General features: G+C 53.1%; 24 protein-coding genes. 16 read left to right on the top strand and 8 right to left on the bottom strand.

The genetic code is table 11. The annotated features are described in order from the left end of the window. Positions 1–5 precede the first annotated feature (5 nt). On the bottom strand, positions 6–2,432 hold the full coding sequence (plsB, locus tag P9J57_RS19440; protein ID WP_014595060.1) for a glycerol-3-phosphate 1-O-acyltransferase PlsB: 2,427 nt from the start codon (positions 2,430–2,432) through the stop codon (positions 6–8). A 128-nt stretch (positions 2,433–2,560) separates the two neighbouring features. Between plsB and P9J57_RS19435 the strand changes: the two genes are divergently transcribed. The 4 genes from P9J57_RS19435 to P9J57_RS19420 all read left to right on the top strand — a co-directional run bounded on the left by P9J57_RS19435 (position 2,561) and on the right by P9J57_RS19420 (position 5,467). After that, positions 2,561–2,929 (top strand): diacylglycerol kinase, encoded by a 369-nt coding sequence (locus P9J57_RS19435; RefSeq protein WP_013024155.1) that lies wholly within the window; start codon positions 2,561–2,563, stop codon positions 2,927–2,929. A 106-nt stretch (positions 2,930–3,035) separates the two neighbouring features. Then, entirely contained in the window at positions 3,036–3,650 is a 615-nt protein-coding gene (gene lexA / locus P9J57_RS19430) for a transcriptional repressor LexA (RefSeq protein ID WP_014606946.1), read from the top strand. Positions 3,651–3,760: 110 nt separating this feature from the next. Beyond that, the gene (gene dinF, locus P9J57_RS19425) at positions 3,761–5,083 is read left to right on the top strand and encodes an MATE family efflux transporter DinF (protein ID WP_014606945.1); all 1,323 of its coding nucleotides are present in this window, start codon (positions 3,761–3,763) and stop codon (positions 5,081–5,083) included. A gap of 171 nt (positions 5,084–5,254) precedes the next feature. Continuing rightward, on the top strand, positions 5,255–5,467 hold the full coding sequence (locus P9J57_RS19420; RefSeq protein WP_014606944.1) for a CsbD family protein: 213 nt from the start codon (positions 5,255–5,257) through the stop codon (positions 5,465–5,467). Between the two features lie 70 nt (positions 5,468–5,537). On the opposite strand, the gene zur is transcribed toward P9J57_RS19420, so the two are convergent. Continuing rightward, on the bottom strand, positions 5,538–6,059 hold the full coding sequence (gene zur, locus P9J57_RS19415) for a zinc uptake transcriptional repressor Zur (protein WP_014606943.1): 522 nt from the start codon (positions 6,057–6,059) through the stop codon (positions 5,538–5,540). Between the two features lie 427 nt (positions 6,060–6,486). On the opposite strand from zur, the gene P9J57_RS19410 reads away from it, so the two are divergent. The 3 genes from P9J57_RS19410 (at position 6,487) to pspG (ending at position 9,281) form a co-directional block, all read left to right on the top strand. After that, positions 6,487–7,758: a conjugal transfer protein TraF gene (locus tag P9J57_RS19410; protein ID WP_013024160.1), complete on the top strand. Its 1,272-nt coding sequence runs from the start codon at positions 6,487–6,489 to the stop codon at positions 7,756–7,758. A gap of 98 nt (positions 7,759–7,856) precedes the next feature. After that, entirely contained in the window at positions 7,857–8,852 is a 996-nt protein-coding gene (gene dusA / locus P9J57_RS19405; RefSeq protein ID WP_014595062.1) for a tRNA dihydrouridine(20/20a) synthase DusA, read from the top strand. A 162-nt stretch (positions 8,853–9,014) separates the two neighbouring features. Next, a complete protein-coding gene (gene pspG / locus P9J57_RS19400; protein ID WP_014606942.1) occupies positions 9,015–9,281 on the top strand; it encodes an envelope stress response protein PspG in 267 nt (88 codons plus the stop codon). A gap of 181 nt (positions 9,282–9,462) precedes the next feature. Here pspG and P9J57_RS19395 read toward each other — a convergent pair whose 3' ends face one another. Next, entirely contained in the window at positions 9,463–10,446 is a 984-nt protein-coding gene (locus P9J57_RS19395) for a quinone oxidoreductase (protein WP_014606941.1), read from the bottom strand. A 96-nt stretch (positions 10,447–10,542) separates the two neighbouring features. Between P9J57_RS19395 and dnaB the strand changes: the two genes are divergently transcribed. The 6 genes from dnaB to P9J57_RS19365 all read left to right on the top strand — a co-directional run bounded on the left by dnaB (position 10,543) and on the right by P9J57_RS19365 (position 15,480). Further along, the gene (dnaB, locus tag P9J57_RS19390; RefSeq protein WP_013024164.1) at positions 10,543–11,949 is read left to right on the top strand and encodes a replicative DNA helicase; all 1,407 of its coding nucleotides are present in this window, start codon (positions 10,543–10,545) and stop codon (positions 11,947–11,949) included. Positions 11,950–12,074: 125 nt separating this feature from the next. After that, entirely contained in the window at positions 12,075–12,566 is a 492-nt protein-coding gene (locus P9J57_RS19385; protein ID WP_013024165.1) for an Lrp/AsnC family transcriptional regulator, read from the top strand. A 195-nt stretch (positions 12,567–12,761) separates the two neighbouring features. Next, entirely contained in the window at positions 12,762–13,376 is a 615-nt protein-coding gene (locus P9J57_RS19380; protein ID WP_013024166.1) for a YitT family protein, read from the top strand. A 42-nt stretch (positions 13,377–13,418) separates the two neighbouring features. Continuing rightward, a complete protein-coding gene (locus P9J57_RS19375; protein ID WP_024471455.1) occupies positions 13,419–14,612 on the top strand; it encodes an amino acid aminotransferase in 1,194 nt (397 codons plus the stop codon). A 125-nt stretch (positions 14,613–14,737) separates the two neighbouring features. After that, entirely contained in the window at positions 14,738–15,154 is a 417-nt protein-coding gene (locus P9J57_RS19370; protein ID WP_014606939.1) for a secondary thiamine-phosphate synthase enzyme YjbQ, read from the top strand. Between the two features lie 2 nt (positions 15,155–15,156). Next, entirely contained in the window at positions 15,157–15,480 is a 324-nt protein-coding gene (locus tag P9J57_RS19365; RefSeq protein ID WP_014606938.1) for an MmcQ/YjbR family DNA-binding protein, read from the top strand. Between the two features lie 38 nt (positions 15,481–15,518). On the opposite strand, the gene P9J57_RS19360 is transcribed toward P9J57_RS19365, so the two are convergent. Next, positions 15,519–16,583, bottom strand: coding sequence for an NAD(P)-dependent alcohol dehydrogenase (locus P9J57_RS19360; protein WP_014595065.1), 1,065 nt, complete (start codon positions 16,581–16,583; stop codon positions 15,519–15,521). 812 nt (positions 16,584–17,395) lie between these two features. Between P9J57_RS19360 and P9J57_RS19355 the strand changes: the two genes are divergently transcribed. Continuing rightward, entirely contained in the window at positions 17,396–17,641 is a 246-nt protein-coding gene (locus P9J57_RS19355) for a TIGR04076 family protein (protein ID WP_029570864.1), read from the top strand. A gap of 222 nt (positions 17,642–17,863) precedes the next feature. On the opposite strand, the gene uvrA is transcribed toward P9J57_RS19355, so the two are convergent. Next, on the bottom strand, positions 17,864–20,692 hold the full coding sequence (gene uvrA, locus P9J57_RS19350) for an excinuclease ABC subunit UvrA (RefSeq protein WP_014595066.1): 2,829 nt from the start codon (positions 20,690–20,692) through the stop codon (positions 17,864–17,866). 222 nt (positions 20,693–20,914) lie between these two features. On the opposite strand from uvrA, the gene ssb1 reads away from it, so the two are divergent. Then, the gene (ssb1, locus tag P9J57_RS19345; RefSeq protein ID WP_013024173.1) at positions 20,915–21,460 is read left to right on the top strand and encodes a single-stranded DNA-binding protein SSB1; all 546 of its coding nucleotides are present in this window, start codon (positions 20,915–20,917) and stop codon (positions 21,458–21,460) included. A 94-nt stretch (positions 21,461–21,554) separates the two neighbouring features. On the opposite strand, the gene P9J57_RS19340 is transcribed toward ssb1, so the two are convergent. Continuing rightward, entirely contained in the window at positions 21,555–22,148 is a 594-nt protein-coding gene (locus P9J57_RS19340) for a DUF1349 domain-containing protein (RefSeq protein ID WP_116584822.1), read from the bottom strand. Between the two features lie 75 nt (positions 22,149–22,223). Then, complete coding sequence (locus P9J57_RS19335) at positions 22,224–22,742, bottom strand: isochorismatase family protein (RefSeq protein WP_015701260.1); 519 nt, start codon at positions 22,740–22,742, stop codon at positions 22,224–22,226. 114 nt (positions 22,743–22,856) lie between these two features. On the opposite strand from P9J57_RS19335, the gene P9J57_RS19330 reads away from it, so the two are divergent. Further along, complete coding sequence (locus P9J57_RS19330; RefSeq protein ID WP_483279353.1) at positions 22,857–23,699, top strand: AraC family ligand binding domain-containing protein; 843 nt, start codon at positions 22,857–22,859, stop codon at positions 23,697–23,699. Positions 23,700–25,176: 1,477 nt separating this feature from the next. On the opposite strand, the gene P9J57_RS19325 is transcribed toward P9J57_RS19330, so the two are convergent. Further along, positions 25,177–25,572: a transposase gene (locus P9J57_RS19325; RefSeq protein ID WP_014606933.1), complete on the bottom strand. Its 396-nt coding sequence runs from the start codon at positions 25,570–25,572 to the stop codon at positions 25,177–25,179. Between the last annotated feature and the right edge of the window lie 253 nt (positions 25,573–25,825).

The raw sequence follows: 25,825 nt of genomic DNA, 5'->3' as shown, positions 1-25,825 counted from the left end.
ACTCGTTAATCGTGCGCGACAGCGCTCTCAATGGTCATGCGTACATCGCTGGTAACCAGCTCAGCCAGGATATGCCAGGTCGCCAGTGTCTGCGCCACGTCTGCATCGCCACTGTCGCTGATATAGCCTTCATCACGCAGTGTAAGCACCAGTGAGGAAAACACCGCTTTATCAAAGAACTCCGGCGCGTTAATGCCGTGCAACACGCTCAGACGCTGCGCCAGGGTACGGCTCTCTTTTTCCAGCGTGCCACGGTTGATGGTGGGCTTGGCACTCAGGATGGAGAAAGTAATGGCGTAGCGCTGCAGCGTCTCACGTACACCTGCGGCCAGCAGCTGAAGCGTACGGTAACGCGCGGTATTGAACGACAGCAGGCCCGCTTCAATGGTAATCAGCCCCTGACGCGTCAGTTCCTGGCACAAATCAGTGAGCAACTGCGGCAGTTGGTCATTGCTCCAGCGCAGGAACAGTTCGCTCTTCAGCATGGGGTAAATCAGACTGACCTGACGCAGCAGTTCGGCTTCGCTCAGATTACGGTGCTGCTGCACAATCGCCGCAATCAGCGCTGGCATCACCAGCATATGATGAATGTTATTACGGTAGTAGGTCATCAGCACGGCCTGCTCGCGCGGCAGAATAATGATGTCACCAATACTGTCTTTCTCACTCTCGAACTTGTTCATGCTAAGGGCATGGTCCAGCAAGGCTTCGGCGGACATGTCTGGCAATGTTGCATCCGGTGAGTAGGGCACATTGCGCAGCAACTGGGTGTAGCACTCCAGTTGCTCAATCAGCTGCTCGCGAGTTAGTGAGCGCTGACGTGAAGCAAGCAGGGCGGTCACGCACAGGTTCATGGCATTCGCCGCGCCGGCTTCATTGATTCGCACCATGATGGTGGCCGCGATATCATTCGCCGTTGGGGTTAACCAACCCGGGCGCTGGGCTTCAATGGGATCGATAGAATCCCGCCATTCAGGAACGCGCTTGTTCAGATAATTTATCAGCGGCAGCGGCTCACCAAAATTCACGTATCCCTGGCCGAGGTTACGCAGCTTGCGCAAGCCGCGCACCATCTGCATAAAGCCTTCTTTCTCTTTAACGGCACCGCGCAGTTCTTTCGCGTAGGTTCCCACTTCCATGACGTGTTCATAGCCGATGTAAATAGGCACTAACGTGATAGGGCGCGTACCGCCGCGCAGCATGGCCTGCAGCGTCATGGATAACGTCCCGGTTTTAGGATCCAGCAGTCGGCCAGTACGTGAACGGCCGCCTTCAACGAAGTACTCGACGGAATAGCCGCGGGTAAAAAGCTCGCCCAGATATTCGCGGAAAACGGTGGAGTAGAGCTTGTTGCCCTTAAAGGTACGGCGAATAAAGAAGGCACCCAGACGGCGGAAAATCGGCCCGGCAGGCCAGAAATTTAGGTTAATACCGGCGGCGATGTGCGGCGGTACCAGCCCCTGGTGATACAGCACGTAAGACAGCAGCAGGTAATCCATGTGGCTGCGGTGGCAGGGCACATAAACGATCTCGTGTCCGTCCTGCGCCAACTGACGCACGCGCTCACCGCCGTTCACATTGATACCCTGATAGAGGCGGCTCCAGAGCCAGCCCATTACCCGGTCCGTCACGCGAATGGCTTCATAGGAGAAGTTGGCGGCAATCTCTTCCATCATCTCGATGGCGTTCTGCTGCGCCTTCTCATGGGAAATCTTTTTACTGCGGGCTTCGTCTTCTACCGCTTTTTCAATCGCCTTCGATTGCAGCAGGCGGTTGAACAAATCCTGGCGCGCGGGAAGGCGCGGGCCAACAGCCGCCAGACGCTGACGGGCAAAGTGGATACGGGCAACCCGGGCCAGTTTCTGGGCGATGGATTTATCCGTGCCGTGCTCAGTCGCCATACGACGCAGAGAGACGGTCGGTGAGAAGCGCACAAAACTGTCACGTCCATGCCAGAGCACGGCAAAGAATTTTTGTACGCCGTTAAGCAAGCGCAAATGCGGTGGATTGTCTTCACCCTGCACTTCCCGGCCAGGTGCACGACCAAACATAACTGAAACCGGTAACATCTGAATATCAAGCTCAGGATTACTGCGGTGCAGATCAAGATATTCGTGGAAGATTTTTACCGACTCGACGCTGGGCACGAAATAGGGGAACACGCGCGGACCGTCGTGAATAAAGACATGGCGCGGCAACAGGGCCCCGTCAATCTCCAGTGGTGAGAGCGGATCGGGCAGATCGTGCCGGATGCACTGCGCACGCAAAGTGAGGAGATCGGCCTTTGAATCATAAGGCAGGACATACATAATAGGCCGGGTAGGATCCAGCCCATGTTCGGATACGGGATCGGCCGGAATGGCCTTACTCTTTACCAGAAACGAAAGGGGTAAATTCAGTAATTTATAAAAAAGTATACGCCAACCTGACATAGACAATATGAAGCCTCTTGTTAGCAAAGCGGCGCAAGCTTATCAGAAAGCGCAGCAAAAATCTGTGACAGCGACAATTGTGCGCTGCCCAATATTGACGTCAATCCTTTGAAAAGAGTTCCTTTATTATGACAAATAATGCCACCGGCCTTAACCGTATTGTGAAAGCGGCCGGCTATTCATGGCAAGGTCTGCGTGCTGCCTGGCAGCACGAAGCCGCTTTTCGTCAGGAAGCGGTTGCCGCAGTGGTGGCGATTATCCTGGCCTGCTGGCTGGATGTCGATACTGTTTCGCGCATCCTGATGATTGGTTCTGTCGTGCTGGTGATTATTGTCGAAGTCCTGAACAGCGCGATAGAAGCCGTGGTAGACCGCACAGGCCAGGAGCGTCATCCGCTTGCCGGGCGGGCAAAAGACATGGGATCCGCTGCCGTTTTTATCGCAATATTACTGGCCCTTTTTGTCTGGGGAACGCTGCTTTGGTCGCATTTGCGATAAGCGTTCCATCTCGGCTCAAATAACTGATTTTGACCTGAGTTTTGGTTTCCATTTCACCAATACCTGTATATACTCACAGCGACTGTATAAACAACCAGGGGGCGGGATGAAAGCATTAACCAGCAGGCAGCAACAGGTCTACGACTTGATTCGCGACCACATTAATCAAACAGGCATGCCGCCAACGCGTGCAGAAATTGCTGCACAACTCGGTTTTCGTTCGCCCAATGCGGCCGAAGAACACCTGAAAGCACTGGCGCGTAAAGGCGTGATTGAAATTGTCTCTGGTGCGTCCCGCGGTATCCGTTTGTTAATGGAAGAAGAGCCATCAGACGGCCTGCCGCTGATCGGTCGTGTTGCCGCCGGTGAGCCATTACTGGCTCAGGAACACATTGAAACGCATTACAAAGTGGATCCCGACATGTTCAAGCCTTCAGCCGATTTCCTGCTGCGCGTAAGCGGTATGTCAATGAAAGACATCGGCATCATGGATGGCGATCTGCTGGCCGTACACAAAACGCAGGACGTGCGCAATGGTCAGGTTGTGGTGGCGCGCATCGATGACGAAGTCACGGTAAAACGCTGGAAAAAGCAGGGTTCTGTGGTGCATCTCTTACCTGAAAACAATGATTTCGAGCCTATCGTTGTTGACACCCGTGCCCAGTCACTGACCGTTGAAGGTCTGGCCGTGGGCATTGTGCGTAACGGTGAGTGGCTGTAAAACCGGTTAAGATTGTCGGCTTTCGTCAATCTTACTATTCCCCTGCTTGTCCTTACTTTTCCGCTGTGGGTTGACCTGAAACCCCGGCGGTTCATCGCACGGATTTACGAATGCGCTTTCTGACGGCTACCGATAAAAAACTGTGGCGGTTAGCGCTGCCCATGATCCTGTCAAATATTACGGTTCCTTTGCTCGGCCTGGTCGATACGGCCGTTATTGGTCATCTCGACAGTCCGATCTATCTGGGCGGCGTCGCCGTCGGCACGACCGTCACCAGCTTTGTCTTCATGTTGCTGCTTTTTCTACGCATGAGCACTACGGGCTTAACGGCACAGGCATTCGGTGCGGGCGATAAGACCGCGCTGGCGCGTGCGCTGACACAGCCACTGATCATCGCCCTGGTGGTCGGCATCCTGTTTATCTTCCTCCGCTATCCCGTCACCGCATTGGCGACCCGCTTTGTCGGTGGGGATCCGTCGGTGCTGGAACAGGCTGCCCTGTTTATTCATATTCGCTGGCTCAGCGCGCCCGCAACGCTGGCTAACCTGGTAATCCTGGGCTGGCTGCTGGGCGTTCAGTATGCCCGGGCACCCGTCATCCTGCTGGTGGTGGGGAATGTCATCAATATCCTGTTAGATCTTTGGTTGGTTCTGGGCCTGCACTGGGGCGTGGCCGGTGCCGCCACCGCCACCGCGCTGGCAGAATACGCGACGTTGCTGGTCGGTATGGCGATGGTGTGGCGCGTATTAAAGCTCCGTGGTATCAGGTTTGATATGCTCACCCGCAGCTGGCGTGGCGATATTCACCGCCTTCTTCGCCTTAACCGCGATATCTTACTGCGCTCATTGCTCTTGCAGCTCTGCTTTGCCTCGCTGACCGTACTGGGTGCCCGTATTGGCCCGGATGTGGTAGCGGTAAATGCTATCCTTCTGATGTTTATTACTTTTACCGCTTATGCCCTGGACGGCTTTGCCTATGCCGTCGAGGCCTTTGCTGGCGAAGCACACGGGGCAAAAGACGGTAGCCGACTGCAGCAGGTATGGTTGTCTGCCTGTCGCCAAGCCCTGTTAGTGGCGCTGTTTTTCTCGCTGGCCTATGCTTTTTTTGGCTATCAGATCGTGACTTTGCTGACTTCTATTCGTGCACTGCAAGAGGCGGCCGATAGTTTTCTGATTTGGCAGATGGTGTTACCGCTGATCGGCGTCTGGTGCTATCTACTGGATGGCATGTTTATTGGCGCAACGCGGGGCAGAGAAATGCGTAACAGCATGGCAGTGGCTGCGCTGGGTTACTTCCTGACGCTCACGACACTGCCTTGGCTGGGCAACCATGGTTTGTGGCTGGCTATCGCCGTTTTCCTGGCCCTGCGTGGCTTATCCTTGTGGCTGGTCTGGCGGAAGCACTGGCGTAATGGCACCTGGTTCAATGCCTGAACGCTCAGGCGGAATTATGACGCAGGATACATAATATTTTCATTTTTTCCGGCAATCCTGAGATTACCTACTACAATTAACTTTGAATGGCGCTTATGACCAGCGCTTTATATCGTGATTTTGCTTAACTGCAAGATAATGCGAAACCGAAGGATAACGTGGAGGTCTGCAATGAATAAAGACGAAGCGAGTGGTAACTGGAAACAGTTCAAAGGAAAAATGAAAGAGAAATGGGGCAAGCTGACCGATGATGACATGCAAGTCATTGAAGGTAAACGCGATCAGCTGGTCGGTAAAATCCAGGAACGTTACGGCTACGCAAAAGAAGAAGCGGAGAAGGAAGTAACGGCCTGGGAAGGTTCTAACAAAGATTACCGCTGGTAATCACGCTTTTCAGGGACGCTCCTACCCGGGTCGGTACGCTCATGCCGGCCACCGCACAAGGATGTGCAAACTAGCTCCGCTTACCGCGCTTTTTCCCTTCAGTATGATGATCGTGATCACAATGTTCATGCTGTTCACACGCCTCAACTTCAGCACAGTTCTCACATAAGCCATGCGCTTCGATCACGCTATTTCTGAGGACAAAATGGGCTTCCTCAGCCAAAGAGGCGATGATCTGCTCCGCGCCCTGAGCCTGCTTTTCGGTCACGCCAGCACAGCGATCGCACACCAGCATAACCGACGTGTGTGCAGGCGCTTCGAAGTGATGGCACATTACGTAGCTGTTATTTGATTCCACCCGATGAATAAATCCCTGCTCCAGCAGGAAATCCAGCGCGCGATAAACGGTGGGCGGTTTTGCCTGTGGCTCGCTAACTCGCAGCTGATCCAGCAGATCATAGGCACTGATTGAGCCAGGCTGTCCGGCCATCAACCTCAGCACTTCTGCTCGCTGTGTTGTCAGGCGAACACCGCGCTGTAAACACAGCTTCTCAGCCTGGGTCATAATTTGCTCTGGCGTCATGGTTGACATGAAAGTTCTCCGCTGGACAGGTGATGTTATCTTATCACAATAATTATGTTGACGCTGAACCTCGCCAGGAGTCCCTGAGCCTGCCTTTTTGACCACTTTTACCCCTGTTATCACCCGGCAACAACCCGCCTGAGACCAGTGTATTTCAGAATGTTTATAGATATTTTTTACTTTTACTTTACATCTCACTGAGTTAAGCACTAATGTTTAAATGTTCTTAATAAAGTGCTGGCTCAGACCGGATTTGCCTGAAGCTTTTCTGGCGGTAACTGCACATATCGGATCGAAAAATAATCAATCCACGGAATTGCGCCACTATTTACTCTGAATTCACAGCAATAAAGCGTTAGCAATCCTCCACAATGGAGCTAACAAACTATTCAGTCGTTAATGTTTTGACGGCAATATTTCAGGTGATGATAAGCAAATGGCAAAATTAACCGTACCACGTTCCGTTCTGGTTTTTCCTGCAGTGTTCAATGCCCTGGTTTTCTCATCTTCCGCGCTGGCCGCAGGAACCTGGTATGATGCCCGTAACGATGCCATGGGTGGAACAGGCGTGGCGTCGTCGACCTACGGATCAGCCGTTCTGGCCAACCCGGCCTTGATGACCAAAGCGAAACCTGATGACGATGTCAGCATCATTATTCCCAGTGCCGGTGCGCAAATCACCGACAAAGACAAGATGGTCGATAAGATCGATAACATCACTGACACAGTGAATCGCTATCAGGATCTGTTCGAAAATGCATCGGGGTTTGAGCTGTTGCGTCGTATTCCTGAGATACAGGCCGCGTCAGGCGACTTAGCGAATACGCTCCGGGACTTACGCGGTAACAAAGCCAATGCCACAGCGGGCGTGGCGATCGCCGTAACCATCCCTAACGAAACCCTGCCTTTTGCTTTTGTGACTAAGGCTTACGGTACAGCACATGTACGCGCAAACGTGAAAGAGGGTGACATTGTCATACTGCAGGGCGTTGCTGATGGCTCCTTTGCAGGTATTCCTGGTGGTCCCTTTGGGCTGGCTAATATCCAAAACTTGCTGGGTTCCAGTGCCAATGGGCTGGCTGCACTGAATACGGATTATGGTATTGCCGTTGCGCATGAATTCACCATCGCCGGTCAGCCGGTTTCAATTGGCATTACACCCAAGCTGCAAAAAACCTGGCTGTATAACTATTCCGCCAGCGTCTATAACTACGACAAAAACGATTTACGCGATGGCCGCTACCGCAGCACGGAAAGTGGCTTCAACATTGATGCCGGCATGGCGACAGTGTTTGCTGAAAACTGGACGCTGGGCGTGACCGGACAAAACCTGGTTTCCCGCGATCTGGAAACGAAAGAAGTCAACGGCTACCGCGATACTTACGAAATCCGCCCATTAGTGACCGCGGGTTTAGCCTGGGATAAAGGTCCCGTTACCCTGACAGGTGATGTTGACCTCACTGAAACCCATCGCTTTAAATCGCAGGAAAACAGCCAGTACGCTGGCGTCGGTGCGGAATACCGTGTACTGGACTGGCTGCAGTTACGTGCTGGTTACCGCGCGGACATGCGTTCGACTGATGAAAACGTAGCCACAGCCGGTTTCGGCCTGTCACCATTCAATAATTCTGTGCACCTGGATCTGGCGGGTTCGGTAGGCCAAAACAATACCTGGGGCGCGATGGCTCAGCTCGGATTTAATTTCTAATCTCCGCCATTCACGGGCGGGCGATACCTTGTCGCCCGCCCTTATGCTATCCTTGCGCAGAATATCATCACTGTTAACCACCGGACCGACTGCGCTTCATGACCGATACTTTTTCATCCCAACGTTTCTCCATTGCCCCCATGCTCGACTGGACTGACCGTCACTGTCGCTATTTCCATCGCCAGCTTACGGCTGACACGCTGCTGTATACCGAGATGGTAACAACGGGCGCGATTATTCACGGCAAAGGCGATTATCTGGCATACAGCGAGCAGGAGCACCCGGTCGCATTGCAGTTGGGCGGCAGCGATCCCGCAGCCCTGGCGCAGTGTGCGGCGCTGGCAGAGCAGCGCGGTTACGATGAGGTGAACCTCAATGTCGGTTGCCCGTCAGACCGGGTACAGAATGGTCGTTTTGGCGCCTGCCTGATGGCGGAAGCTGGCTTAGTGGCTGACGGCATCAAAGCGATGCGCGATGTGGTGGATATCCCGGTAACGGTTAAAACGCGCATCGGCATTGACGATCAGGACAGCTATGCTTTCCTTACCGACTTTATCGGCACGGTTGCCGAACGCGGTGGTTGTGACACCTTTATTATCCATGCCCGCAAAGCCTGGCTTTCCGGACTCAGCCCGAAAGAGAACCGTGAGATCCCACCGCTGGATTACCCACGTGTTTACCAGTTAAAACGCGATTTCCCTCAGTTAACGATTGCGATTAACGGCGGCGTTAAAACGCTTGGAGAAGCGAAAACGCATCTTCAGCACCTGGATGGCGTCATGATGGGCCGCGAAGCCTATCAAAACCCCGGTATCCTCGCACAGGTGGATCGTGAATTATTTGGCCGCGACCGTCCTGCTGTCGATCCGGTTGCGGTGGTGCGCGCGATGTATCCTTATATCGAGGCAGAACTGTCGAAAGGCACCTATCTCGGCCATGTCACGCGCCATATGTTGGGCCTGTTCCAGGGCATTCCTGGTGCACGTCAGTGGCGTCGTCATCTTAGTGAAAATGCGCACAAACCTGGCGCTGACGTCCGCGTGCTAGAGGCGGCGCTGGCGTTGGTCGCCGACAAAATTCCTCAGGAAGCCTAGTTCTGCCAAACCAGCCATCAGGCTGGTTTTTTTAACACCATAATTTGGTGAATTTCATCATCTTTGGGCTGGGGCTATTCTGTTATCTTATTTAAAATCAAAAAGTTAACCTTTGGCACGTTTCTTGTAATAAATAATCTATTGATAACGAGGAGCACCAAAATGGACATACTTTTTGTATTGGGTTTTTTCCTGATGCTGTTATTCACCGGCGTGTCCCTGTTAGGCGTCATTGCTGCCCTGATCGTCGCGACGGTGGTGATGTTTATCGGTGGCGTGTTTGCGCTTATCGTACACGTTCTGCCCTGGCTCATACTGGCGGTGGCAGCGGTGTGGCTTTATCGCCGCTTTTTTACTGATGAAGACACACGTCGACGCAACAGGCTCAAACGCCGCTTCAGCCGACTGGAAAGAGATGGCCGGTACTAAATGTGGGCGAGATCACAGGTTAAGAGATTGCCGGTAAGATAATGGCTGCGGACCATACTTTTTACTTATATTTTCTGTCAGGATGGCTCGCGTGATTTCATAATCTGTTCATCGCTTCTGCCCCTACATCAGTGCGAATGAAAAATAAAAGAAGGGCTTCCTGCGGGAAGCCCTTTTTATTTCACGGAATTAACAGGCTCGATCCGTGCGTGGCCCGGCTTTCCAGCACCTGATGTGCCTTACTGGCGTCTTTAAGGGCAAATTGTTGCTGTTCTGGCACATCGACCTTAATCGCACCGCTGGCCAGCAAAGAAAACAGCTCAGCGCTGGCTGTCTCCAGTTCCTGGCGATTGGTGATGTAACCAAACAGGGAGGGCCGGGTAACGAACAACGATCCCTTTTTGTTCAGGATACTGAGATCGATATTGGTCACCGGACCCGAAGCATTACCAAAGCTCACCATCAGGCCCTGACGGCGCAGACAGTCGAGCGAGGCCTCCCAGGTCGCTTTACCCACGGAGTCATATACCACGCCAACCTTTTCGCCTGCGGTCAGTTCCATGACGCGCTGGGCAATATCTTCTTGCTGGTAGTTAATGGTGGCCCAGGCGCCAGCATTTTTTGCCCGCGCCGCTTTTTCTGGAGAGCCGACGGTGCCAATCAGGTGTGCGCCAAGCGCTTTCGCCCATTGGCAGGCAATCAGCCCAACCCCACCGGCCGCCGCATGAAACAGGAACGTTTCATCCGGTTTTACCTTGTAGGTCTGACGAAGCAGATACTGTGTGGTCAGGCCTTTGAGGAAACTGGCGGCTGCCTGCTCAAAGCTAATTGCGTCTGGTAACAGCATCAGACGCTCTTCAGCTACATTGTGGCGTTCACTGTAAGCGCCCAGCGCCGCCTGGCAATATACGACGCGATCGCCGGGCGTGAAGCGCGTAACGGCCGAACCGACGCGGGTGACGACACCGGCCGCCTCGGTGCCCAGCCCCGAGGGAAAATGGCCCGTTGGATACAGGCCGCTGCGCACGTAGGTATCAATATAGTTAATGCCAATCGCGCGATTCTCTACCTGGATTTCATGCTCGGTGGGATCGGCAAGCTCAAAATCGACCCAGTTTAAGACCTCGGGACCGCCGTGTGCGTTGAACTGAATACGCTTTGCCATTCTTACTCCTGTGATTGTTTCATCATGAGGGTGAGGCGCGCCCCTTAACTGAGGTATACTTGCGCGTCCCCACAGAAGATCGGTAATGCATTCACTATGGCAGGAAATAAACCCACCAACAAATCGAACGAAACGCAGGATCGCCAGTTGGAAGGCGTGAAAATGCCCCCGCATTCGCTGGAAGCGGAACAGTCGGTACTGGGTGGGTTAATGCTGGATAACGAGCGCTGGGACAATGTGTCCGAACGCGTCGTAGCTAATGATTTCTTTAATCGCTCGCACCGTCTGATTTTTTCCGAGATGCAGCGCCTGCTGGAAAACAGTAAGCCAATCGATCTGATCACCCTGTCAGAATCGCTCGAAACGCGGGGCGAACTGGAAATGGCAGGCGGTTTCGCCTATCTGGCTGAGCTGGCCAAAAATACGCCCAGTGCTGCGAACATCGGCGCTTATGCCGATATCGTGCGCGAACGCGCCGTGGTGCGCGAAATGATCGCCGTGGCAAACCAGATCGCCGATGCCGGTTACGATCCGCAAGGGCGCAGCAGTGAAGATCTGCTGGATTTTGCTGAGTCGAACGTATTTAAGATTGCAGAGGCGCGGGCCAATAAAGATGACGGCCCAAAGAACATCGAGCAGATTCTTGAAGCGACCGTTTCTCGCATTGAGTCGCTGTATCAGACGCCGCATGATGGTGTCACCGGAGTGGATACCGGCTACCAGGACCTGAATAAGAAAACCGCCGGGCTGCAACGATCAGACCTGATTATTGTGGCTGCCCGTCCGTCTATGGGTAAAACCACCTTTGCCATGAACCTGTGCGAAAATGCCGCGATGTTGCAGGACAAGCCGGTTCTGATTTTCAGTCTGGAAATGCCCAGCGAGCAGATCATGATGCGTATGCTGGCTTCCTTGTCGCGCGTGGATCAAACGCGCATCCGTACCGGCCAGCTCGACGATGAAGACTGGGCGCGGATTTCAGGCACCATGGGCATCCTGCTGGAAAAGAAGAATATGTATATCGATGATTCTTCAGGCCTGACGCCAACCGAAGTGCGTTCGCGCGCGCGTCGTATCTACCGTGAGAACGGTGGACTGAGCCTGATTATGATCGACTACCTGCAGCTGATGCGCGTACCGGCACTGTCAGATAACCGTACGCTGGAAATCGCGGAGATTTCGCGTTCACTCAAAGCGTTGGCAAAAGAGCTGAATGTGCCGGTGGTGGCCTTATCCCAGTTAAACCGCTCTCTGGAGCAGCGTGCAGATAAACGCCCGGTGAACTCCGATCTGCGTGAATCCGGATCGATCGAGCAGGATGCCGACTTGATCATGTTTATCTATCGCGATGAGGTCTACCACGAAAACAGCGATCTTAAAGGGATTGCCGAGATCATCCTGGGTAAGCAGCGTAACGGCCCCATTGGTACCGTTCGCCTCACTTTTAACGGTCAGTGGTCGCGTTTCGATAACTACGCTGGGCCGCAATACGACGACGAGTAATGCTGCTGTGTGCCGACATGCACGATCTGTGCATGTCGGCCCCCGCCGTGCGAAATAGTGTTGGACAAGCCTGCAGATAATCGGGTTATCTGTAGTAAAGCAACACTTTACGCGATGGAAACAGCATGACTCATGTAGACGATTACGATCTGAAAATCCTCACTCTGTTACAATCCAATGGCCGCCTTACTAATCAGGAACTCAGTGATTTAGTGGGTCTTTCTGCATCGCAATGCTCACGCCGCCGTATCAATCTTGAACAGGCAAACCTTATTCTTGGCTATCATGCGCGTTTGTCGCCCGACGCCGTGGGTCTTGGCATGGTTGGGCTAATCGAAGTGCGCCTGATCAACCATACTGCAGACTATGTTGAGAGCTTTCATCAAATGGTGGAACGGGAAGAGGCCATTGTTGATGCTTATAAAACCACCGGCGATGCCGACTATCTGCTTAAAGTCGCGGTAGCTGACTTAGCCTCGCTCAGTGCCTTAATCAGTCAGCTTTTAGCCGGGCACCAGAGCGTTTCCCATGTCAAAACGTCGGTCGTGCTAGGCAGACTGAAAGAGAATGGCCTGATGATGAGTGCGGAACCGGCTGCGCGCCAAAAAAGCGCATGATGTGCCATTTTGGTGCAGATTAAACGCGGTAAACCGCCTGATTTTGCGCTATCTGTGCATAAAATAAGTCGGTGTTGCACGAAAGTCCCCGCCCGGACGGGCGAGAACGGTGATCTTCTGTCAACCTGTTGCCAGCGCAGCCCGGCTGGCGCAGTTATTGCATCAGTGCGTCATTACCCGTACTGAGACAGCATCATGGATAACATTGTACAACCCGCTCATATTCCCCACTCTCGTCTTGAAGATGCGCTTGCAATTCTGCTCGGCACGTTAATGGTGTCGTTCGGCGTGATTATGCTGAAGCAGGCGGGCGCGCTGACCGGCAGCACGGCAGGCCTCGCGTTTTTAATCAGCTACCTGTCGCCCATGTCTTTTGGCAGCGCCTTTTTTCTCATTAACATCCCGTTTTACTGGCTGGCCGTAAAACGGATGGGCTGGGAATTTACCCTGAAAACGTTCAGTGCCGTCGGACTGGTGTCGCTTTTTACCCACCTGCACCCGCTGTTTATGCATTTTTCCGCGCTGAATCCTTTTTATGCGGCATTGTTCGGTAACGTCATCATGGGGATTGGGTTTATAGTGTTGTTTCGTCACAAAGCCAGCCTGGGTGGAATCAATATTCTGGCGCTGTGGTTACAGGATCGTTTCGATATCCGCGCAGGTAAACTGCAAATGGCGGTAGATACCTGCGTCGTGCTGGCGTCACTTTTTGTCGTCAGCCTGCCAATGTTGCTTGCTTCTGTAGCCGGTGCGGTGGTGCTTAATGTGATTATCGCAATGAACCATCGCCCCGGGCGGTACAGGGTTTAGTGGCCCCTTTTTATTTCAAGACCAACCATGGAGATCTGCACCGTGTTCCAAAACGTTGATGCCTATGCTGGCGACCCGATTTTGTCGCTGATGGAAGCCTTTAAGCAGGACCCGCGCGAGCATAAAGTGAACCTGAGTATTGGGCTTTATTACAACGAGCAAGGCATCATTCCTCAGCTACAGGCCGTGGCCGATGCTGAGGAACAGTTGCGTGCCGAGCCGCAGCAGGCGTCGCTTTATCTGCCAATGGAAGGATTGAGTACCTACCGCAACGCGATTGCCCCGTTGTTATTTGGTGCCGATCATCCGGTGCTAAAAGCGGGCCATGTAGCATCCATCCAGACATTAGGCGGTTCGGGCGCGCTGAAAGTGGGCGCGGATTTCCTCAAGCGCTATTTTCCGCAGTCAAACGTCTGGGTTAGCGATCCGACCTGGGAGAACCATGTTGCCATTTTTAGCGGTGCCGGTTTTGAGGTGAAGACCTATCCCTGGTACGATCCTGAAACTAACGGTGTCCGTTTCGATGCCTTCCTCAACACGCTGAAAACCTTACCAAAGCAGAGCATCGTGCTGTTGCATCCGTGCTGCCACAACCCAACCGGCGCCGACCTGACCAATGCTCAGTGGGACGAAACCGTCGCGGTGTTGAAAGCGCAGGAACTGATCCCGTTTCTCGATATCGCCTATCAGGGCTTCGGTGCCGGAATGGAAGAGGATGCTTACGCGATGCGTGCGGTTGCTGCCGCGGGCCTGCCTGCGCTGGTCAGCAACTCCTTCTCGAAAATTTTCTCGCTCTACGGCGAACGCGTCGGTGGGTTGTCCATCGTGTGCGACAGCGCTGAAGAGTCCAGCCGAGTTCTGGGTCAGTTAAAAGCGACCGTGCGTCGCAACTACTCCAGCCCGCCGAATTTTGGTGCGCAGGTTGTGGCACGTGTCCTGAACGACGCGGCTTTAAAGGCAAACTGGCTGGCAGAAGTGGAAGCGATGCGTCTGCGTATTATCGACATGCGTCAGGCGCTGGTACAGGTGCTGAGCACGGCATTACCGGGCAAGCGCTTCGACTACCTGTTAAAGCAACGCGGCATGTTCAGCTACACCGGCCTGAGCGCGCAGCAGGTGGATCGTCTGCGCGAAGAGTTTGGTGTGTATCTGGTCGGCAGCGGTCGTATGTGCGTGGCTGGCCTCAACAGTAAAAACGTTCACCAGGTTGCAGAAGCGTTCGCCGCGGTCATGTAATTTACGGCCGTCACAGGTTCTGGCCGCCAGCATTGTCTGGCGGCTTTTTTATTTTCAGGCTTCGGGTTTACCTTTGCGCCACATTCTGCACACTTAAATGGTCTGACAGATTCAGGGAAAAAATTATGTGGCATCAACAAACGTTGGTCTTAAGCGCGAAATCTCGTGGTTTTCATCTGATCACGGACGAAATCGTGCAGCAGTTGACGGGATTACGTGATATCAGAACGGGACTGGTGCATTTGCTGTTGCAACATACTTCAGCCTCACTGACGTTGAATGAAAACTGCGATCCTACGGTTCGACGTGATATGGAGCAGCATTTCATGCGCCACGTCCCGGAAGACGCACCTTATCAGCATGACTATGAAGGTCGTGACGATATGCCCGCGCACATTAAATCGTCCAGTCTCGGCGTATCGCTGACATTGCCCGTGCAGCGCGGTCAGCTGGTATTAGGCACCTGGCAGGGGATTTGGTTGGGTGAGCATCGCATTCACGGCGGTGCCCGGCGTATCGTTGCCACCTTACAAGGGGAATGATAATGAATAATTCGGAGTTACTGACCTATTGCATGAACAAACCTGGCGCCGAACAGAGCGTACACAGCGACTGGAAGGCCACGCAGATCAAAAGCAACGGCGTACTGTTTGCCATGGTTCACGAGGTAAAAGGGCGTCCAGCGGTATCGTTAAAGTCGACGCCTGCGCTTGCCGAGTTGATGCGGGAAGAGCACAGCGATGTGTTCCCCAGTGAACATCTGAATAAATCCCACTGGAATACGCTGTTTCTGGATGGCACGTTAAAAGATTCGCAAATCTACTATCTGGTGGACGCCTCTTTTCAGCAGGCTGATGCCGGACGATAACGGCCCTTTCCCGAGGTGGGAAAGGGCAAACGGCAGGGTTATGCCGCTGATTCATCACGCAGCGTATTGATATCAATAACAAAGCGGTATTTTACGTCGCTTTTCAGCATACGTTCGTAGGCGTCGTTAATCTGATTCATCGCAATCAGCTCGATATCTGAGGTAATGCCATGCTCGCCACAGAAATCCAGCATTTCCTGAGTTTCTGCAATGCCGCCAATCAGTGAACCGGCAATACTGCGGCGTTTAAAGATCAGATTGAAAACCTGTGGTGCCGGGTGGTCGTGCTCAGGTGCGCCAACCAGGGTCATATTCCCGTCGCGCTTCAGCAGGGTGATAAACGGGTTGAGGTCGTGCTGGGCGGCGACAGTATTCAGGATAAAATCAAAGCTGTTAGCATGCTGAGCCATCTGGTCGGCATCTTTTGAGATCACCACTTCGTCCGCGCCCAGGCGTTTACCGTCTTCGATTTTAGACGGAGAGGTGGTGAACAGCACGACATGCGCGCCCATAGCATGCGCAATTTTTACGCCCATATGACCCAGGCCGCCCAGACCGACGATGCCAACTTTTTTACCGGGGCCTACGTTCCAGTGGCGCAGCGGCGAATAGGTCGTAATGCCGGCACACAGCAGCGGTGCCACGCCTGCCAGTTCAAGATTTGCAGGAATACGCAGTACAAAGTCTTCATCTACCACCATTGAGGTGGAGTAGCCGCCATAGGTAATGGCCCCTGTTAAGCGATCTTCACCGTTGTAGGTGCCGACAAAGCCATTTTCACAATACTGCTCCAGCCCTTCCTGACAGCTCGGACAGCTACGGCAGGAATCCACCAGACAGCCGACGCCGACCAAATCGCCCACTTTGTATTTTTGGGTCTCAGGGCCAACAGCGGTAACGCGACCGACAATCTCGTGTCCCGGTACCACTGGGAAAATTGTGTTTTTCCACTCATTGCGTGCCTGATGCAAGTCAGAGTGACAAACGCCACAGAACAGCACTTCAAGCTGTACGTCATGAGCACGAAGCTCACGCGGTTTGAAATCAAACGGTGCCAGTTTGGATTTTGCATCCTGAGCAGCATACGCATGGGTAATGTTCATGGTGTCTCCAGTTAAGGTGTGTCGTGATTTTTTGATCAACGCCGCAGCGTAAAGCGCGCAGCAAGAAGGTGACGCCAGGGGCGTACCAAAGAGGAACGGATTAAGGATAGTCAGGGGATTGAAAAGCGTATATGCCTATACGTGTCTGAATCTTGCCTGATCCTGCATTTCTCAGGGTAAACAGAACAGCGATCAAAAAAAGCCTGCCAGAGCCGTGCTGCTTGTCAGTCACGCCTCCGCTCAAAGGTGGCCTGAAAAACGGCTGTACCATTACTCAGCGCTACCGCCGATGGCGATGCGCCATTGGCCTTCTCCTGGTTTACGCCTGCCTGGCCGGAAGATCACAACATCAGTCCGTGAAAAATGGCCAACGATGTGAACGTCGCTGCCGGGGCGTTCAGTAAGGTCGTGTCGGAAACAGAGGATGAGGTCATCCCTGGCCATCCCTGGCGTTCTCAACGGCCGGGCACACGAGCAGGATAGTTTCACTGGTGTCTGTTATTGCGTTCGTTCATCTGGACGACTAAGGCTGCTTATCATCCCCGGAAAGGTTCTGTTGCCGTAAGCTGGAATGTTGTCGGACAGGCGATTGAAGAAGAGCCGGCAGGTCAAATCGCGTCAAAAAACATTACGTAAAGTATGGTTTTATGGTGGCGCCGGACAGACATGTAGATAGTCAGCGGAATCAGTCGCGATTTCCGGCGCGTCAGAGAACCTGAACGAGCTAATGGTGCGGGCATGCATAAAGTAAAAATAACGGTTTTATCGGTAGAGTTGAAGCCAACGCTAATTGAGCGGATGGCTATCCGAAAATGAAGACATGTCCTAAGCATCAAGAGGGCGAGAAATTTATTACTGACTTTCGCAAACCCAATGCCCTCTGTGAAGACGCCTGGGGTTGTATGGAAAAGTTCGTGTTTACTCTGGCTCATACCAGCGAGCCATTATTTTGGAATGACTGGTCCAGACAGGGCAAAGCGGTGGTGTGTTGCAATGATGGGTACCGGCCGGTGACATTTTTGCTCGAAACGCTGGATGAAGAGGCCAGGCCGTTTTAGCAATTAAAAGCCACTGTCATATCCCTGTGATATCAGGGGCATGGTCATACAGCATCTCGTCTTGTGTCAGGGCTCGCCAGACGGGTGCTGCTTCTTACGCTTTGCCTGATGTGCTTGCCAGAGCCTGGCAGAAACGCCCGGCAACGCGCTTTGCTTGCCTGACGTAATGAAGGTATGAGTGCATTTAAAGAATGCCGCAACGTTATCCGTTGCGGCGTTCTGTTATTTTTCCAGCAAGGGCTTCAGGAAGCGCGCGGTATGCGATTTCTCGCAGTTCGCCACGGTTTCTGGCGTACCTGATACCAGAATTTCGCCGCCGCCGCTGCCGCCCTCTGGGCCCAGATCGACAATCCAGTCCGCCGTTTTAATCACGTCAAGATTGTGTTCAATCACCACAATCGTGTTGCCCTGATCGCGCAGCTGGTGCAGAACTTCCAGCAACTGCTGAATATCGGCAAAGTGTAACCCGGTGGTCGGTTCATCCAGGATATACAGCGTCTGGCCGGTACCGCGTTTCGACAATTCACGCGCCAGCTTCACACGCTGGGCTTCACCACCGGAGAGTGTCGTCGCCGACTGGCCCAGACGGATATAGGATAAACCTACGTCCATCAGCGTTTGCAGCTTACGCGCCAGCGCCGGAACGGCATCAAAGAACTCGCGGGCTTCTTCAATGGTCATTTCCAGCACTTCGTGAATGCTTTTGCCTTTGTATTTAATCTCCAGCGTTTCACGGTTATAGCGTTTGCCTTTGCACTGATCGCACGGCACATAGATATCCGGCAGAAAGTGCATCTCAACTTTAATGACGCCGTCACCCTGGCAGGCTTCACAGCGTCCGCCACGGACGTTAAAGCTGAAGCGGCCGGGATTGTAACCGCGAGAGCGGGACTCAGGGACACCGGCAAACAGCTCACGTACCGGCGTGAAAATACCGGTATAAGTGGCCGGGTTGGAGCGCGGCGTACGGCCGATAGGGCTTTGGTCGATATCGATAACTTTATCGAAGTGCTCCAGTCCAGCTACGTCGCGGTACGGTGCCGGTTCGGCAATCGTTGCGCCGTTCAGGGCGCGCTGCGCAATCGGGAACAGCGTATCATTGATGAGCGTCGATTTACCTGAACCGGATACGCCGGTAATACAGGTAAACAGGCCGACAGGCAGGGTTAAGGTGACATCCTTAAGGTTATTACCCCGCGCGCCGGTAATTTTCAACACCTTAGACGGATCGCCTTTCACCCGCTCAGCGGGCACGGCGATTTCGCGTTTCCCACTAAGGAACTGACCGGTCAGGGAGGCCTCTTCAGCCATAATCTGATCGACGGTTCCTTCCGCGACAATCGTACCACCGTGCACTCCAGCGCCAGGGCCGATATCAATAACGTGGTCGGCGGCACGAATCGCATCCTCGTCATGCTCGACCACAATGACGGTGTTACCCAAATCGCGCAGGTGAATCAGCGTACCAAGCAGGCGCTCGTTATCACGCTGATGCAGACCAATGGAGGGTTCATCCAGCACGTACATAACGCCGACCAGGCCGGCACCGATCTGACTGGCCAGGCGAATACGCTGAGCTTCACCGCCGGAGAGCGTTTCAGCGGAGCGCGACATCGACAGATAATTCAGGCCGACGTTGACCAGAAAACTCAGGCGATCGCCAATCTCTTTAAGCACTTTCTCGGCGATTTTAGCCCGCTGGCCACTCAGTTTCAGGTTTTCAAAAAATGACATGGCGTGCCCAATACTCATCTCTGAAATAGTGGGCAACGTCGTGTTTTCAACATACACGTGGCGCGCTTCGCGGCGCAGACGTGTGCCTTCGCAGCTGGCGCAGGCCCGGTTGCTAATAAACTTCGCCAGCTCTTCGCGTACTGCGGAGGATTCCGTCTCTTTATAACGGCGCTCCATATTGTTCAGCACGCCTTCGAACGGATGGCGGCGAATCGAGGTATCACCCCGATCGTTAATATATTTAAACTCAATGTTCTCTTTGCCGGATCCATACAGGATCACGTTGCGAACGTTATCTGGCAGGCTGCTGAATGGCGCTTCAATATCAAACTTAAGGTGTTCAGACAGCGAGCGCAGCATCTGAAAATAGTAAAAATTACGACGATCCCAGCCGCGAATAGCGCCACCGGCCAGCGACAGCTCAGCATTTTGCACCACGCGATCGGGATCGAAATATTGCTGCACGCCCAGACCGTCACAGGTTGGGCAGGCCCCGGCGGGGTTGTTGAACGAGAACAGGCGCGGTTCCAGCTCACTCATGCTGTATCCACAAATCGGACAGGCAAAGTTAGCCGAAAACAGCAGTTCTTCCGCATCAGCATCGTCCATATCAGCAACAATTGCCGTACCGCCAGACAGTTCAAGCGCGGTTTCAAACGACTCGGCAAGGCGCGTCGCCAGATCTTCACGCACTTTGAAGCGATCGATAACGACTTCGATGGTGTGTTTTTTCTGCAGTTCCAGCTTGGGCGGATCGGAAAGATCGCACACCTCGCCGTCAATCCTGGCGCGGATATAGCCCTGCGTCGCCAGATTCTCCAGCGTTTTGGTGTGTTCGCCTTTACGATCTTTCACGACCGGCGCCAGCAGCATCAGGCGGCGGCCCTCAGGCTGCTCGAGCACCTGATCGACCATCTGGCTGACCGTCTGTGCCGCCAGCGGCACGTCGTGGTCCGGACAGCGCGGTTCACCCACGCGGGCAAACAGCAGACGCAAATAGTCGTGAATCTCCGTGATCGTCCCCACCGTGGATCGCGGGTTGTGCGAGGTGGACTTTTGCTCAATGGAGATCGCCGGTGACAGCCCCTCGATATGATCGACGTCCGGTTTCTCCATTAAAGAAAGAAACTGGCGCGCATAGGCAGAGAGCGACTCCACATAGCGGCGCTGACCTTCCGCATACAGCGTATCAAACGCCAGAGAGGACTTACCGGAACCTGACAGGCCCGTCACCACAATGAGTTTGTCGCGAGGAATCGTCAGGTTGATGTTTTTCAAATTATGGGTGCGGGCACCACGAACTTCGATCTTATCCATTCACCTTTCCCGGATTAGCAGCACTCACCGCGCCCTACGACACGGCCAGAAGAAACGCATCATTATGGCACAAAAAATAGACTGAACAAATATCCAGTAGTTTTTTGCCTTTTTAAGACGGATGATAAAAATGGGACACCGCTCTAAAGTGGGAAACCAGGCGCGGGACGTGTTAGAATTGATCGCGTAGACTTACGTAAAAATTCATCGGGAGACAGCAACATGGCCAGTCGTGGCGTTAACAAAGTGATTCTTGTCGGGAATCTGGGTCAGGATCCGGAAGTACGTTACATGCCAAATGGTGGCGCTGTCGCCAACATTACGCTGGCTACCTCGGAAAGCTGGCGCGATAAGCAGACCGGTGAAAACAAAGAAATCACCGAATGGCACCGTGTTGTGCTGTTTGGCAAGCTGGCGGAAGTGGCGGGTGAATACCTGCGTAAAGGCTCTCAGGTCTATATTGAAGGCCAGCTGCGTACCCGTAAATGGCAGGATCAGGGCGGCCAGGAACGTTACACCACCGAAGTCGTGGTTAACGTCGGCGGCACCATGCAAATGCTGGGTGGACGTCAGCAGGGCGGTAACGCGCCAGCAGCAGGCGGCGGCCAGGGCAACAACAACGGTTGGGGCCAGCCTCAGCAACCGCAGCAGGCGAACAACAACCAGTTTAGCGGTGGTGCGCAGTCTCGCCCGCAGCAGCAGCCAAGCGCACCTGCCAGCAACAACAATGAACCACCGATGGATTTCGACGACGACATTCCGTTCTGATTGCAACGTTGCGTCGCTTCTCTACTATATAAAAGCCCCTTACCGGGGCTTTTTGTTTTTCTGCCTTGATTTTGCCGCGGTGACAGCCTGGCTTTTAGCTCAGGTCGTGCAGTGCCTTATCCAGCGGCGGGCTCAGTGAGATGTCCTCAAACGCAACGGCCAGGCCAGCGCGTTCTGGCGTGCAGCACATGACGCCAACGTTAACGCGGCCCGGCGGGAAGGGGCACAAACGCAGCAGCGGCCAGCATTGCCCGTCGGTTGAATACTGCAGTCTCAGGCTGTCGCCTTTGCGCGTCAGCCTCAACCAGAATGCGCGCGCATCGCCGGGAAAGATGCCCGTGGCCCAGTCAGACTGACCAAGCGTCAGGACGCTGCCGATAGCGGGCGCACCATCATTATATTCAATGCCCGCTTTCAACCAGTGCTGCGCATCGCGCATCAGCATCAGTCCGGCCTGATCGTACAGCGTCGTAAAGTCGGCAAGAATCTTGACCTGGAAAGTAAAATCCTCCTGCACCGCCCTGGCGAAGATATGCCCGGAAAAGCGTTCAAATCCATACCAGGTTTGGTGCCAGAAATCCGTTTTTTCGTCGGTAACCACGTGCAGGATACCGTTCTGATGCTGCCACCTTGCGGGTTCATTGATCCAGGAAAAAGAGTCGAGCACGGCGCCTCCAGAATAAACCATTGATCACAGCCTTAGCGTTGAGGATAGTCGGCTAAGAAGACGTGTGTCGATCAAACGACGTTGAGCGGACAGGCCTCAGCGCCATTCGGCCAGCAGGGTGGCGGTATCGACAACGCGCGGCACGTTACCGGGCATGCTAAGGGCTGCCCAGACTTCATTATGCTGACCAATTAACTGCTCAGCGTTGGCATAGGTCCTGTCGGCAGTGGTGTGCGCGTCGGCGGCCACGGTGATGCGATACCCTAAGCCTGCTCCGACTTTGAGCGTGGTATCAACACAGTAGTCGGTGGCACAGCCACAAATTACGAAGTCAGTGATAGCTAAGGTGCTCAGCAGCGAAGCCAGGGTTGTCTGCCAGAAACTGTCGCAGGCGGTTTTGGTAACGTAATACGCATTCTGGGGCTGTTCAATTTCGGGTAGCAGTGCAAAAGCATGGCTGCCTTCAATCATGTTCCCTTCGCGATGCTGAATAAACAGTGTAATGTCAGCCTGTCTGATCAGTCGGTTGATCTGCGCCACTCGCCCGGCGCGATCGAAACGCGGCGATTCAAACACGCCATTTTGCATATCAACGACCATGACTACGCGCTGCATAATTGCTCCCGGTGAGTGTGCCTGTGAAGCAGTGTTACCTAATCGACAGAGGATAACAATCTGCAGTTTGGGTGCGGTGCAGAAGACCTTGTTGCAGGAATAAGGAGAGGTGAGGTGGAGGGCATTCCAGCCGTATTTCCCGGTGAAAAAGATCGCGCGCAGTTTAAGCAATCGCCAGACCTGCCAGGTGTGGAGCTTTATCAGGCGCACATCTCTCATTACGCCTTTGAGCCGCATACGCACGAAGCGTTTGGTATAGGCACCATTGAGGCGGGAGCACAACGTTTTCGCTATCGCGGTACGCAGTACATCGCGCCCGCGCATTCGCTGGTGATGATGAATCCCGATGAGCTGCATACCGGTGAATCGGCCTGCGAAGACGGCTGGCGCTATCAGATGATTTATATTCAGCCGCAGTTGATGGACGAACTCAGTGGCGATCGCGGCTGGTGGTTTGATGAGGCGCTCAGAACGGATGTGCGTCTGGCACAACCTTTATCGCAACTCCTCTCGGCGCTGTGGCAGGCCGATACGGCACTGGCACGCGACAGTTTATTATCTGAACTGCTGCTGAATATGCGCCCGCTGGCGCGAATGTCCTCACCGCGTAAAGCTGAAGCCCGACACCGTTTCGATGACGTGCGCGACTACCTGCGCGCCAATCTGGCTGAACCGCTCAGACTGGAGACGCTGGCCGCGTTAGCCTCATTGTCGCCCTGGCACTTTTTACGGGCCTTCCGCGATCGTTTTCACGTTACGCCTCAGCAAATGTTAATGGCTTATCGACTGTATGAGGCCAAACAGAAGCTGGCTCAGGGTGAGGCAATTGCCAGCGTGGCTGCCGCCGTGGGCTTGACGGATCAGGCTCATCTGACGCGCGCGTTTGCCCGTCGTTATGGCATCACGCCGGGCCGCTATCAAAAACAGATAAACCCAAAACTACTCAGGCATTTATGAGGCGACTGCTGGCGCTGATTTGTGTGCGCTGAACAGTGGCCAGTTGGCCTGGCGATAGCCCGTCGTTATAGCATCACGCCGGGCCGCTATCAAAAACAGATAAACCCAAAACCACGCAGGCGTTTATGAGGCGACTGCTGGCGCTGATTTGTGTGCGCTGAACAGTGGCCAGCTGGCCTGGCAATGGCCCGTCGTTATGGCATTACGCCGGGCCGCTATCAAAAACAGATAAACCCAAAACTACTCAGGCGTTTATGAGGCGACTGCTGGCGCTGATTTATGTGCGCTGAACAGTGGTCAGCTGGCCTGCTACTGGGCCCTCACTTCGCTCCGCTGATGTGAATTATGCCGCCTTTCCTGTGAGGGAACACAGCCAGCGCTTATCGCTGTTGTTGATGAGGCCTCCCTCCGTTTTTGCCATCCTCGCCGGGCCGTTGTGGACATTGGTCTGGACTCAATACGGGCAACCTGTATTCACATTTGTCGCTTTTTTTTGCCTGGCTTCTGGCCTGTTCTGGACGATGCGATTTAAACCTCAGCCACGCGGTACTGCCATCAACATTCGATAAGCCTTGCCCCTGACAATTGATAATTACCCAGTGTGATATTCACGCTTTTTCGGATTATGCCTGACTCAGGCACGGCAAAATAACGCGGTAATCGCGCTTTTCTCACCCTGTAACTGGCCTTTATCTGTTATATGCGCCGCGCGCTCTGCAAAAAAATGTGATCCCTGTAGGGCGTTACCACGTGCTGCAGGGTGCATTTTGAACAAAAAACAGACAGTTTTGTCCGGGGCACGACCGTCATTCGCCCTAAAAAGAGGAGAATGTGAGCCTGATGTTTAGGCTGGCCGCCAAATTTTATGTGTAACCAGCACGCAGCGTTGCCGTTTGGTTAAGATAAATCCCTATAAAAAACCACCCTTTACTTCAGCAGTGTCTAATTAAATCGCTCGTTCATCCCGCTTCGCTTTTATTTAATGTTTAACGATGGGCATCAATAGTACAGGATATGTGCTATTGGCTGCTGAAAGTGATAAGTATCAATAAACTGTTTATCTGAGATTATTCTGGCCTGTTTTTATCTTTTTATGCTGACAACGATCGCGGCGAGATTGGAAAAAATTCCCAGGGCCAGAGGTGGCTAAAAAAAGCACTTTATAAACCGACTTAACATTACCCTTGCTGAACAAAGAGGCCAGTGGATATTCGATTCTTTTAGGGAGGCTAATGAAAAAAAGAGGGGCGCCAATCTCACCGAAATGAGATTTGGCGTATAAAAGTGGCGTAGATAGAGAGACTTTTGCTGTTGTGAATCAATTTTACCGCAAAAAAGGAAGCGTAACCGCAAATCCATTCATTAATTACGGACTGGGCGAAGCGCACCACCATAAATGTCCTGTTAAATGCTCTTCATCTCTTCTGGTAAGAACAAATCTCAGCGATGTCGCCATTATAAAGCCGTTGTCTCACTATTAGCGGTTATCTGAACCGGCAGGGTAATGATAAACGCTACGGCTAATATCCAGTAAACGGCAGCTGCGCCGGGTTCCTACATCAAAAGTGCTCTGTAAGAAGTTGACCGCCTGACGTTTTTCGTTGGTGGTGAAGAAATTCTTCAATACGCTCTGTAGCATTTCCTTATCCGCGTTCAGCGCTTGCAGTTCGCGTGTCAGAAACTGTACTTTTTCTTCCAGTTCTTTGATTTTTCTGCCTTCTTCCGAGGATAGCCCAGAGAACTTCTTCTTCCAGCTGTAGAAGGTTGCCTCAGAGATGCCCAGCTCTTCACAAATCTCTTTAACCTTAACGCCCGATTCAGAAGCTTTAATGGCATTTGTGATTTGATCTTCGCTATATCGTGACTTTCTCATAAATGCTCTTACCTTTCTTATCAATTAATGGATGAGAATTACTTTATTAACCTTTGGTACTGTATGATTTCATTGAGTGCCGTATTTAAATACGGACGTTAAATTGCGAGGGTTAAATTAAGATATTTAGAATAAATATCATCATGGGATAAATCTTATTTTATTCTTATCGGGATGTCGCGCCTTCCTGGTATGGGGTTTTTGATATAAATTCATCGCATCCCAAAGATAAAAATGACTGTGAATTTGATAT

It is taken from the genome of Pantoea sp. nfd-35, from assembly GCF_056892255.1.
Note: the sequence above shows the minus strand (reverse complement) of the source record. Positions and strands in the feature narration are given on the sequence as shown.